At 32.5% G+C, this 12,614-nt stretch carries 10 protein-coding genes; 4 read left to right on the top strand and 6 right to left on the bottom strand.

What is annotated here, in order from left to right; all coding sequences use genetic code 11:
* The first annotated feature begins 39 nt into the window (after positions 1-39).
* Positions 40-471, top strand: a complete 432-nt coding sequence (locus tag ACVBFA_RS06255; protein ID WP_237638883.1) for a hypothetical protein — start codon at positions 40-42, stop codon at positions 469-471.
* A gap of 103 nt (positions 472-574) precedes the next feature.
* On the opposite strand, the gene ACVBFA_RS06250 is transcribed toward ACVBFA_RS06255, so the two are convergent.
* Positions 575-1,453 carry a hypothetical protein gene (locus tag ACVBFA_RS06250; protein ID WP_002486848.1) on the bottom strand — a complete coding sequence of 293 codons (879 nt, stop codon included), beginning with the start codon at positions 1,451-1,453 and terminating at the stop codon, positions 575-577.
* 322 nt (positions 1,454-1,775) lie between these two features.
* Here ACVBFA_RS06250 and ACVBFA_RS06245 point away from each other — a divergent pair, with 322 nt between their 5' ends.
* Positions 1,776-2,366 carry a cell surface protein gene (locus ACVBFA_RS06245; RefSeq protein WP_126122414.1) on the top strand — a complete coding sequence of 197 codons (591 nt, stop codon included), beginning with the start codon at positions 1,776-1,778 and terminating at the stop codon, positions 2,364-2,366.
* Here the strand turns inward: ACVBFA_RS06245 and ACVBFA_RS06240 are convergent.
* Positions 2,349-2,501, bottom strand: a complete 153-nt coding sequence (locus ACVBFA_RS06240; RefSeq protein ID WP_227490018.1) for a hypothetical protein — start codon at positions 2,499-2,501, stop codon at positions 2,349-2,351. The genes ACVBFA_RS06245 and ACVBFA_RS06240 overlap by 18 nt on opposite strands.
* Positions 2,502-3,149: 648 nt before the next feature.
* On the opposite strand from ACVBFA_RS06240, the gene ACVBFA_RS06235 reads away from it, so the two are divergent.
* Both ACVBFA_RS06235 and ACVBFA_RS06230 read left to right on the top strand, forming a co-directional pair.
* Positions 3,150-4,511 (top strand): FAD-dependent oxidoreductase, encoded by a 1,362-nt coding sequence (locus ACVBFA_RS06235; protein WP_002486869.1) that lies wholly within the window; start codon positions 3,150-3,152, stop codon positions 4,509-4,511.
* A 316-nt stretch (positions 4,512-4,827) separates the two neighbouring features.
* Positions 4,828-5,718 carry a fructose bisphosphate aldolase gene (locus ACVBFA_RS06230; RefSeq protein WP_002458264.1) on the top strand — a complete coding sequence of 297 codons (891 nt, stop codon included), beginning with the start codon at positions 4,828-4,830 and terminating at the stop codon, positions 5,716-5,718.
* A 132-nt stretch (positions 5,719-5,850) separates the two neighbouring features.
* Here ACVBFA_RS06230 and ACVBFA_RS06225 read toward each other — a convergent pair whose 3' ends face one another.
* From ACVBFA_RS06225 to ppdK, 4 genes are all read right to left on the bottom strand, one after another.
* Positions 5,851-6,774 (bottom strand): hypothetical protein, encoded by a 924-nt coding sequence (locus ACVBFA_RS06225; RefSeq protein WP_126122413.1) that lies wholly within the window; start codon positions 6,772-6,774, stop codon positions 5,851-5,853.
* 393 nt (positions 6,775-7,167) lie between these two features.
* Positions 7,168-8,667, bottom strand: coding sequence for an L-lactate dehydrogenase (quinone) (gene lqo / locus ACVBFA_RS06220; protein ID WP_001830651.1), 1,500 nt, complete (start codon positions 8,665-8,667; stop codon positions 7,168-7,170).
* Between the two features lie 208 nt (positions 8,668-8,875).
* Complete coding sequence (locus tag ACVBFA_RS06215; RefSeq protein WP_002447042.1) at positions 8,876-9,694, bottom strand: pyruvate, water dikinase regulatory protein; 819 nt, start codon at positions 9,692-9,694, stop codon at positions 8,876-8,878.
* A gap of 1 nt (position 9,695) precedes the next feature.
* Complete coding sequence (gene ppdK, locus ACVBFA_RS06210; RefSeq protein ID WP_070592522.1) at positions 9,696-12,323, bottom strand: pyruvate, phosphate dikinase; 2,628 nt, start codon at positions 12,321-12,323, stop codon at positions 9,696-9,698.
* Positions 12,324-12,614 lie beyond the last annotated feature (291 nt).

The following is a 12,614-nucleotide window of genomic DNA, read 5'->3' as shown; positions in this document are numbered from 1 at the left end:
AGGGAATATAGAATAAAATATTTTACGGAGGATATTAATATGAATGGGTTAAAAATATTTTATCATTTATTATACGCAACCACGATTAGCGTGCTATTACTTATTTTAACTATATTAATGGATGTGTTACTACAACACACACACTTAACTCAGTTATTACTCAATATTGATTTTTTAATCAACCCTGATGAAGTGCCAACAATTATCGAAGTACTGATTCATTTAAGTATCGGAATATTGATTTATATGACCTTTTTAATTATGTATCATTATTCAAAATTCTTGTATCGTCTAGCATACTTACCTTTAGTATTAATATTTGCTTTGATGTATCCACTTCTCATTTTTCTTGCGCAACGCTCAATTTTTTCCTTTAGTTGGAACGAATTTGCATGGTGGTTAGTTGCACATCTTTTTTTCATCCTTTTAATGGCGAGTTGTCTACCTATCATTTCGAAAAAAACTTTATGATTTTAAAACTCATATCTCAATGTCTTTTACATATTATAAAATAAATATTGGCAGTAGAAACATCATAGATAATTAGACTATGATATCTCTACTGCCCTATTAGTTATTCTGGCTCTCCATCTTCATCATACTTCGTTACTTCTCCATCTTTATCGATAATATAAGATCCTTCTAAATGACCTTCTTTATCTGTAAATGAGAACCCCCAACTACCATCACTATCTTTTTCTGGTTCTTTGTAAATATATGTGTCTGTATCTAATTGATGCCCTTCGTAGTCTTCAACTATATCGATAACATTACTTCGTGTCACCGTTACTTCATCAGAACTGCTTGATTGATTTTCCGATTCAGAAGTATCGTCTTCATCTTTTAAATTATCACCAACTGAAAATTGAGTCCTCATCATCTGACTTATCTTATTGATTTCACTTTCACTTGCGTTGTATAACTTAACTGTACGAGCATCATCTATAATGCGCTGAGATTCTCTTTTAGAGTAATCAGCGTCACGCCAACTCCCTTGAAAATGTGATGGTACATTATATATTGTAATTGTGCCATCTCCATTATTTTTATAATAAACTGAACCTGCTGCAGTAACACTTGCTGTTAACAATTCTGTTCCTTCAGGTAGTTTAGCTGATTCGTCTGGGTGATAGGGATCTAAAACTTTATTAGAAATATTTTGATGTACAATTTCTAAATCGTCAAAAGGAAGGTCACTATCACCTCTATAGCTATCTAAAGCAGTTAACCAAACTTGAGCATAGTATTTATTCGAATGGGTATCTTGTTGTGTGTCTTGCTGATTACCTCCTATTTGATTTCTACTTGTACTTGATTTTGAATCTCTGTTATTTTTATCCCCTGATTGTTGATCATCATTTATCGTTGAGCTTCCTTTATTATCACTATCTCCAAGACCACAACCGGCTAATATTAATACTGTAAACGCACATATCACTGCTAATTTCTTCAATTCAAATACTCCCCTACATTCTAATCTATTTAACACAACAAAATAAACCGCTTTATAAAATAATTATAAACTAACTATTTTTAAAAATGTACAACAATTTAACAGATTATTAAAACTTCGCTATTTACTAAGCAATACTTGACGTCTTTTTTACTGCTGTATCATCAGCAATGATTTATAATTATTAAGATTTTTAACGTATCTTAAAATTTGTATTTGAATTCTTTTAAACCACTATTATCTCGCTATCAAGGTGCTAAACTATAATCGTAAAGTAATTTAAATACATCATATATCATCAATTCGAAATGGGGTTATCAATGTGAAAAAGATTTCTCTAATTGCAACGACTGTATTAACAGGATTATTATTATTTCCAAGTGTCAATGACACAACGACACATGCAGCCGAAGTAACATCTCATGATGCACAAGCTGTAGCAATTCAAGCTATGAAAAATAGTGGTGGCAATCCGGACTTACAAAATTTCAAAAAAGTTAAGGATGAAGGGGATTATTTCACAATTGATATCAATAATAAATCTGGTGCAGGTGTCGGTACTTATAAAGTATACAAAAATGGTGTGGTGCTATATAAAAGTGGAGATTATGGAGAATATAGTCAACTCAATACACCACAATGCTATGTTGCACAAGATATTGCTACAACATCTTCACAAGTAAAACAACACTCTACTCAACAGACACAAGCAGTGGATAGCACACGTGAACTCAATTCATATTACGTAGGTCAAGTTCAATCTTCTGACTTACCACAACAAAGCTCATCTGATACGCTACCGAATACTGGTATGAAAGATAAAAATTTCAATACAAATGGTATAATAAGTCTATTTTTACTCACTGCTGGTTTCATTGCACTTTACCATCAACCTTTACGTAAAATGACATAGTTCTTTGAATATCATTTTGGGATAGTATGATGTTGCACCACGATGATGTCTGAATTCAGTCTTAGGAATTGTTTCTACAAAATCATTTGTGGGGATAAGAACTGAAGTATCCTTTGGTAAAGTAAGTTGAGTCATATTATAATCTTTATATATTAGGCACCTCGTTAATTTAGTTTAGTGGTATTTATTAATTTATACGAAAGGGCCTTATTTTTTTAGTATTTCAATGTAAAATGACATATAAACACAAAGTATTTTGGCGATACTCTTGAGGGAACAGGACAAGCTGAAGACTACAAGATGAAGCTGTCCCCTAAGAAAGCGAGCCAACAATACGTAGTATTGTAAATAAAGAAGCCAGTAAATGAATTTATAAAAAACTCATTTACTGGTTATTTTGCTAGAAATTATGTGCCAATCTCTCCTTTTAATTTCAATATTTGTAAAATAAATAGTTAAGTAACTAAAAGTATAACTAAACTATAGTTTGTAAAATATTTTAAACACACTCTCCTACCAATAACATAAATATTGAAACAAGCTTGATAATAGCGCATTTTAATCCACTATCGACTACCCATATGTAAAAATCCTTGAGTCAATGACTTAAGTTTCATATTAATCGAACATGAACGAATCCCCAATTCTTTTACAAAATTTTGAAGAATATATCACTTTTTCAATAACGTTGAATAGAATTTAACTACCTGGGTAAACATCATAATGTAATTGCTAAAACTAACGTAATCTATACGTTTTTATAAATAAAAGGAGGACATCATAATGAAATATATTGTGGTAGGTACATCTCATTCAGGATATGAAGTAATCCAAACATTGCTTAAAGAAGATGAAAATGCTGATATTCAAGTTTTTGAAAGTGCAGATCAACCGTCCTTTTTATCTTGTGGTATTCAAAGTTATCTTGAAGACATCTCATCATCACTAGATGATTTACATTACGCATCCGTTGACTCTTATAAGGCACAAGGTGTAAACATTCATACGAATAGCACAGTCACAGATTTAGATACTGACAATAAGACTGTTACAGTTGAACACCAAGGTCAAACATCAACTTATTCTTATGATAAATTGTTCCTAAGTCCCGGCGGTAAACCTGTTACACCTCCAGTCGATGGAATTGAAAAATATAAACATGTATTATTTATGCGTGGACGCGATTGGGCAAATCAAATTAAAGAACGCATGAAAGATGCCAAAAAGGCTGTTGTAGTCGGAGGTGGCTATATAGGTATTGAAGCTGCTGAAGCTTTTGCTAAAGCAGGCATAGATACTACAATCGTAGATGTCGCTGATCGTATATTAAACACTTACTTAGATAAAGAGTTTACAGACGTATTAGAAACAAATGCACAGCAACACGGTCTTCATTTTAAAGGTGGCGAAACAGTACAATCACTTTCAGGAAATCAAAATGGCGAAGTAACTACTGTAGTTACCGACAAAAATGAATATGACGCAGATACTGTCTTATTTGCTGTAGGTGTCGAACCGGCTACCGAGTGGCTAAAAGATAAAATAGATTTAGGTAAAAAAGGAATTATAAACATTAATCACCAACAACAAACATCTGCTAAAGATGTCTATGCAGGTGGCGATGCGACATTAGTTCCTTTTGCACCAGTATCTGAGGATCGTTATATTGCATTAGCAACAAATTCAAGACGTCAAGGCGTTGTCGCAGCAAAAAACATGTTGGGTAAAGAAATGACAATGCCACGCGTTTCTGGTACTTCAGGTTTACAGTTATTTGATTATAAATTTGGACAGACTGGCATTCATGGTACAGAAATCGATAATTATGATGGCAATTTAGGTCAAACATACGTAGAAGAATTGATTCGTCCTCAATTTATGCAAGATGATACGAAAATTCATATGAAAATTATTTATGATAAAGACACTCACCGTATACTTGGTGGTCAAGTCATGTCAAAAGAAGATATTACTGCTTCTATTAATACAATTTCAGTAGTAATATCTGCTGGATTCACACTTGAACAGCTCGCTGTCCAAGATTTCTTCTTCCAACCTGATTATGATAGACCATGGCATTATCTTAATGTTTTAGCTCAACAAGCATTAGGAGATACATTTGGTAGCGATAAGATGTTATTCTAAATCTCTTAATCTGATATAGGAAAAAGTACTTATAAGCCAAGGTTATCTAACGTTGTCCTAGGTTGATTTAACCTTTATCAGTTGATAGTTAAATGCAAATACCAGTTAAACTTTTTGAATTCTATTCGTCGGTGTTTCTGACGATATGATGCATTTAAGGAAAATCATTGTTATGATTTATTTACATTTTACACATCTAAATCATAGTTAATTACAACAATTATGTGATTTTTCATCATTTTTAAGTAGAAAAACTTGAGATAAAAAGTAATTTTTATCATACTGTATATGAAAGTTATATTAAGGAGTGGAAAGTATGAATAAAGAACAATTAGAAAAAATGACTCATGGTAAAGGATTCATTGCTGCATTAGACCAAAGTGGTGGTAGTACACCTAAAGCACTTAAAGAATATGGTGTGAATGAAGACCAATACAGTAATGAAGACGAAATGTTCCAACTTGTTCACGATATGCGTACACGTGTTGTAACTTCACCTTCATTTTCACCTGATAAAATTTTAGGTGCGATTTTATTCGAACAAACTATGGATCGCGAAGTTGAAGGTAAATACACTGGAGACTATTTAGCGGATAAAGGCGTTGTTCCTTTCTTAAAAGTCGACAAAGGTCTTGCTGAAGAGAAAAATGGCGTGCAATTAATGAAACCAATTGATGATTTAGATGAAACTTTAGATCGTGCAAATGAACGTCATATCTTCGGTACTAAAATGCGTTCTAACATCCTTGAACTTAATGAACAAGGAATCAAAGATGTTGTTGAACAACAATTTGAATTCGCTAAAAAAATCATCGCTAAAGGTTTAGTACCTATTATCGAACCAGAAGTTAATATTAACGCTAAAGATAAATCTGAAATTGAGAAAGTTTTAAAAGCTGAAATCAAAAAAGGTTTAGATTCATTAAACGATGATCAATTAGTTATGCTAAAATTAACTATTCCTACTGAAGCTAACTTATATAAAGAATTAGCTGACCACCCTAATGTTGTACGTGTAGTAGTATTATCAGGTGGTTACAGCCGAGATGAAGCTAACAAATTGTTAAAAGATAACGATGAATTAATTGCAAGCTTCTCACGTGCATTAGCAAGTGACTTACGTGCTAGCCAATCACAAGAAGAATTCGATAAAGCATTAGGCGATGCTGTAGATTCAATCTATGATGCGTCAGTAAATAAAAACTAATTATTTATCAGTTCATAACGAACAATGTTTTCTCTAAACAACATCACATTGTCTAGAGAAATATTAAAACCGTGTGGTAGATTAATCTGACCACACGGTTTTTTTATACTTTACACACATTTTGTCCTTTGATTATTCATCGAATGACATACTACTTTCGATAATTTTTTTAAATACACCAAGTTGATAAGATGAAAAATCGTTTTGAGCACTTAAGAATGGCGCTGATGCAACTTCAACGTATTTATGATTATCGTCACTATCTAATTCCGTTGGTGAAAATAGATAATAAGCTAATATGGCTGAGGAAATATCATTCTCTTCATCAGAGTCACTGCCTAATATTGAAACTTGAGTGTATGGTTTCCCTTTATATTTCGTCTGTAAAATACCATATGATGTCGCTTTAGGATTTTTCAAACGCGTTAAATCTTCCAATGTCTTAACTTCTTCTAAGTCTTTAGCTTTAACCATTTTCTTTTTATCTAAAGCAAAAAATCCAGGTTGAATATTTGTAGCTACTAATTTACCTTCTTTAAATGTTGCAAGTATTTGAGCGTAGGACATAGGTTGCTTATTTTTACCTGTTTTTTTACCATCTGGATCTACATACATATAATTGATATGCTTAATATTTTTTTCCTTACTTTTCATTCGTTTAATCTCTACACCTTTTTTATCTTTAAAGAACTTATTAACTTCTTCAATGGATGATCCTTTAGATTCTTTTGAGTATTTATAATCTGCAAGTGTTACCTTATCCACTAATTTTTTATAGTCTTCCCAGCCTTGCAATCCCGTTTTGTTTGTAAAACCTTTTTCTGTAATAAGTGCATCGATTTCATTAAGAACTGGCTTTTGTTTAAGATCCTTAGCTTCTTCTTCTAGTTCTTTATATTCATCCTCTTTTGTATATTCAGTCGCCACGTCCGTTTTTTTCTCCGAGCTTTTTGATGATGACTTTTCATTAGAAGATTGATCTGAATCATTGCTATTTGAACATCCCACAAGAGCAATTGACATCACAATTAATAAAATTCCCAAAAATTTTTTCATATTCTATCTCCTTTTAATTTTTATATACAGAGAAATAACAATTAAATATTCATTATTTTTAAATTGCTATTTATAACTTTATAATACACTATTTAAGGTTTTGGATATATAGTTACCTATACATATTTTTATTTATTAATTTTAAAAAACGAATTTTCATTAATTATCTATCAATTAAAGAAAAGATATGAAATATACTTTGTATTGAATTTTTTCGCTGCCTTATCAAAAGATATGATAGTTCACAATCTTGATTTAAATCCCTTTCATCTGCAAATTAACCATCGACTGTTAATATATAAAAATGCCTGAGACACTCATTGTCTCAGGCATTTAAAATATTAAATACAGCAACTTTACCTAATAAGGATTAATAGATAACGCTATATATTTTTATTTTGCTTTATTATAGAATCCTAATTCAAGATCTTTAGATGTTTGTTTACGTATTTTTCTCATTAATTGAACATCATCAATAAGTGATTCACCATATGAAGGAATCATTTTCTTGATTTTAGGTTCCCAGTCTTTCGCATATTCAGGGAAGTTTTTCTCTAAAACTTCTAGTGCTACTGATACTGAAGTTGATGCTCCTGGTGATTCGCCTAGTAATGCAATAACTGAGTGGTCTTCAGAATTAACCACTTCAGTACCAAATTGGATAAATCCTTTACCATTCTCTTCAGTATCTTTAATAACTTGTACACGTTTACCAGCTGTGTAAACTTGCCAATCTTCATCACGTGCTTCAGGATAGAACGTACGTAAATGGTTCATACAACCTTCTTTTGTCATAATGACTTGGTCAAATGAATACTTAATTAATGGTAAGTTTTTAACTGCAGAAGCAAGTAAAGTCGTAATGTTATATGGTTTAATTGATTTGAATAAATCCAAGTTAGAACCATGTTTTAGGAACTTAGGCCCCACGTTTGCAAATGGCCCAAATAATAATGTTCTTTCACCATCAATGTAACGTGTATCTAAGTGAGGTACTGTCATTGGTGGTGTACCAGGTGGTTCTTTACCATAAACTTTGGCATCGTGCTGTTCAATAACTTGTGGATTTGTACAAGCAATAAATTGTCCACTGATTGGGAATCCACCTAAATGTTTACTTTCTGGAATGCCAGTTTTTTGTAATAGTGGAATTGCGCCACCACCAGCACCGATAAACACATAATCAGTTTGATGTTCGAATACTTGTCCATTATTTAGATTTTTAATTTTAACTGACCATTTACCATTAGACAAACGTTCAAAATCAACAACTTCATGTTTGTATTGCACTTCAACGTTTGGTGAGTTTTTAAGATTTTGAGCCATTTTACGAGTTAATTCACCGTAGTTTACGTCAGTGCCTTCGTCTATTTTACTCGCTGCCATGTAGCCCTTATCTTCACGGCCTTTCATCATTAATGGAATCCATTTTCTCATTTCTTCAATATCTTCAGTATATTCGATATTATCGAACATAGGGAATTGCTTCATCGCTTCATAACGATCTTTTAAGAATTTAACGTTATTTTTACCACGAACAAAACTAATATGAGGTAATGGATTAATAAATTCTTTAGGATTTTGAATTTCTCCTGATTTAACTAAATGACCCCAAAATTGTTTAGAAATTTCAAATTGTTCATTAATTTCTTTAGCTTTTTCAATATCAATTGAACCATCAGGTTGTTGTACAGTATAGTTCAATTCACATAAAGCTGCATGCCCTGTTCCTGCATTGTTACGTTCATTTGAACTTTCAATACCAGGACGATCTAGACGTTCATATAAATGAATGTCCCAATCAGGTGCAATCGTTTTCAACATAGAACCAAATGTAGTACTTAGTACACCGGCACCGATTAACACGACGTCTTTTTTGTCAGACATAGCCATAATGTTCACCTCTTGTGTAGTAGTTATCAAATTGCTTTCCAGCTAATTAGACGTCATCATTCTTGTTATATTACTTTATAACCTCAAAACCTTAGAAAAGAATCAAATCTAATAGCTTTTACATATATATGTTAAAGCAAGCACTTTGAAAAGTAAATTGTTAATAGTAAATTTATGACAATTTTATGATATATATTTTTATGAAAATTTAACGTTTAGCTAAAAACTTTTCAATATAAAATGCCGATTCCTCTATCGATTTATATTCTGTATTAATTACCGTTGCATTTAATTTTCTAAAAACTTCTTCAGCATAAGATAATTCTTTTTTGATACGCTCTAAACTATTGTAATTAGATTCTGAAGATAGTCCTAATGTTTCTGCACGATTACGTCGTATATTTGCGATATAATTGGGACTTGCTGTTAATCCAAATACCTTTAAATTCTTTTGTTGAAATACATTATCTGGAATAGCCACTTCAGGGACTAAAGGAATATTTGCAATCTTATATCCTTTATTAGCTAAGTACATACTTAATGGCGTTTTAGAGGTACGTGATACACCTACTATTAAAGCATCCGCTTCTCCAATATCTGTAAAATGCTTACCATCATCATATTTCACTGAATACTCAATTGCTTCTATACGCTTAAAATACTCATCATTAAGCTTACGCAACGCACCACTTTCCATTAATGGTTTAGCGTGTGTATGTTTTTTAATTATACTAATTAACTCAGACATGTAATCTACATAGGGAATTTGATGTTCATTTGCAAACTGATGACCTAATGCATTAAATGACTCACTCACTAATGTTGTTGCAACAATTGCATTCTGTTCTTTAGCTAATTGTAAGACATTTAAAAATTCTTGTTCGTCCTTAATATACGGAAATTTCTTAATTTCTACTTGAGTTAAATCTGGAAACTGTGTCAACGTTGCATGAATCATCCGTTGCGCTGTTTCTCCTATTGAATCTGAAACTATAAATAACTTTAATACTTCATTATTATCCTTCACCTTATCGCTCGCTTTCCTCCGCTTGACTCTGAGCTGTAGCTAAAATTGCACCCGGAACTCTAAATGGTGAACATGAAACATAATCAATTCCCCATTGGTTAAATTGACGAATTGATTTTGCATCGCCACCAAGCTCACCACATACACCAATTTTAATCTCTGGATTGGTATTTTTAGCTTGTTCAACCGCTAATTGAATTAGTCGTCCTACACCTTCTCTATCTAAAGTTTGGAATGGGTCAAGCTGTAAAATGTTATTTTCAGTATACACATTTATGAATTTTCCTGCATCATCTCTAGAGAAACCAAATGTCAATTGTGTTAAATCATTAGTACCAAAACTGAAGAAATCACAATGTTTCGCAAGGTCATTCGCAATCAAGCATGCTCTAGGCGTTTCAATCATAGTACCTATCATATATTGTATATCTTGTTGAGATTCTTTTTCTAAATGTGTAATTGTATTAACTAATCGTTCTTTTAAAGTTGTAAATTCTTCTACTGTTGACACGAGAGGAATCATAATTTCTGGCAGGCACGTTATCCCCTCTTTTTGAAGCTTAATAACACTTTCAATGATAGCTTCAACTTGCATCTCATATAACTCTGGATAAGTCACAGCCAAACGACAACCACGATGACCAAGCATTGGATTGACCTCATTTAAGTCAACGATTCGCTTGCGTAAGAACTCTGAAGATACATTCAGCTGTTGAGAAACATTGTTTATATCTTCTTCAGATGATGGCAAGAACTCATGTAACGGTGGATCAAGTAAACGAACAATCGTAGGTCTATCTTGAGATAATCTGAAAATTGTTTCAAAATCTTCTACTTGATATGTTTTAATTTTTTCTAAAGCTTGTACACGTTCGTCATGATTTGAAGCTAAAATAAAACGGCGCATTTCTATTAAACGTTCAGGTCCAAAGAACATGTGCTCAGTACGAACTAAACCTATTCCTTTAGAGCCAAAATTATATCCAGCTTTTATATCTTGTGGTGTTTCAGCATTCATTCTAACTTGCAGTCTTGCAATCTCTTCAGACCAAGTCATAAATTGATCGAACTCTTCACTATGTTCAGCATTGACTGTTTCAATTGCTCCTAAATATAAATCACCAGCTGAACCATCTACAGAAACGATATCCCCTTCATGTAATTCACCTTCAGGATAATATACTGTTTTGTTCACTGTATCTATCTCTACATTCGAACATCCTGTCACACAACATTTACCCATTCCTCTTGCTACAACAGCAGCATGTGATGTCATACCACCATGAGTTGTTACGATTGCTTCACTTGCTACCATCCCCTCAATATCTTCAGGTGATGTTTCCGGTCGCATTAACACTACTTTATTACCATTTTCAGCTTGAAGTTTTGCTTCTTCAGCAGAGAAGACTACTTTTCCTGTTGCTGCACCGGGACTAGCTGGTAAGCCCATTTTAGAAACCACTGTCGCTTGCTTTAATGACTCTTCATTAAAATTAGGATGTAATAATTGGTCTATTGATTTTACTTCTACTTTTGATACTGCTTCTTCACGTGTAATTAATTGCTCGTGAACTAAATCCACAGCAATTTTTATTGCTGCTTTAGCAGTACGCTTTCCGTTACGTGTTTGTAATAAATAAAGTTTCCCATTTTCAATTGTAAATTCTATATCTTGCATATCTTTGTAATGCTTTTCAAGTTGTTTGGTTACATCAACGAACTCTTGATGCACGTCTGGCATTTGTTGTTTTAAAGTGTCAATATCCTTAGGGGTACGAATACCTGCAACAACATCTTCACCTTGAGCATTAAGTAAGTACTCCCCGAATAAATGATTTTCTCCGGTAACTGGATTTCTTGTAAATGCTACACCCGTACCACTATTTGCACCACTATTACCAAATACCATTTCCTGAATATTTACAGCTGTACCAATATCATGTGGAATATCATTTAAATCTCTATATACACGTGCACGATCATTGTCCCAAGATTTAAATACTGCTTCAATTGCTTCTTCTAATTGCTTTAACGGTTCTTGTGGAAAAGGTTTATATGCCTCTTCTACATAAATTTCTTTATATCTTTCACATATAGTTTGTAGTCCTTCTGCCGGAATTTCAGCATCATTTTGATAACGATGCTTCGTTTTAAAATCATTAAAATATGTATCGAAAGCTGTCATTGGAATACCGTAAACAACCTCTCCAAACATTTGTAGTAAACGACGGTAACAATCATATGCAAAGCGCGCATCATTTGTTTTGTCAGCAAGTTTTTTCACATTATCATCATTAAGTCCCAAGTTAAGAATTGTATCCATCATTCCTGGCATGGAAATTTTTGCACCACTACGTACTGATACTAATAACAAGTTGTCATCAGAAGAAAAGGACTTTCCTGTTCGTTTAGAAAAAGCTGCTAAATGATCAATTAATTGTGTCTTTACTTCTGTAGGTAGTTCTTCATTTTGTTTTAAATAGGTAATACAAGCTTCAGTCGTAATTGTAAAACCATCAGGTACTGGTAGTCCGAGTCTCTTCATCTCTGAAAGATTGGCACCTTTACCACCAAGTAAGTCTTTCATAGCTATATTTCCTTCATTAAATGCATAAACGAATTGTGTCATTCTTGACCACCTCTTATTTTTATTATGTCATACTATTTATTTACAAGTATGTCATAATAGAAAAGGAATTACAACACTTTTAAGAAAAGGCTTTCATTAAATTTGTTCTAAATATGTCAAAAGTATTAATTTAATGCTTTTTTATTCATGATTCTATTTTTCAATTCATCATTGATGAGATTATACTCATGTAATCGTAAAAAGCAGGACAAAATTCATATTGAATTCCCTATCGCATGACATTAACTAAATTATACTAATGCATATTTCTAATATTAGTCTCTGATAGTC

Source organism: Staphylococcus sp. MSU001 (genome assembly GCF_052976705.1).
The sequence above is the reverse complement of the archived record's forward strand: the minus strand, read 5'-3'. Positions and strand labels throughout refer to the sequence as shown.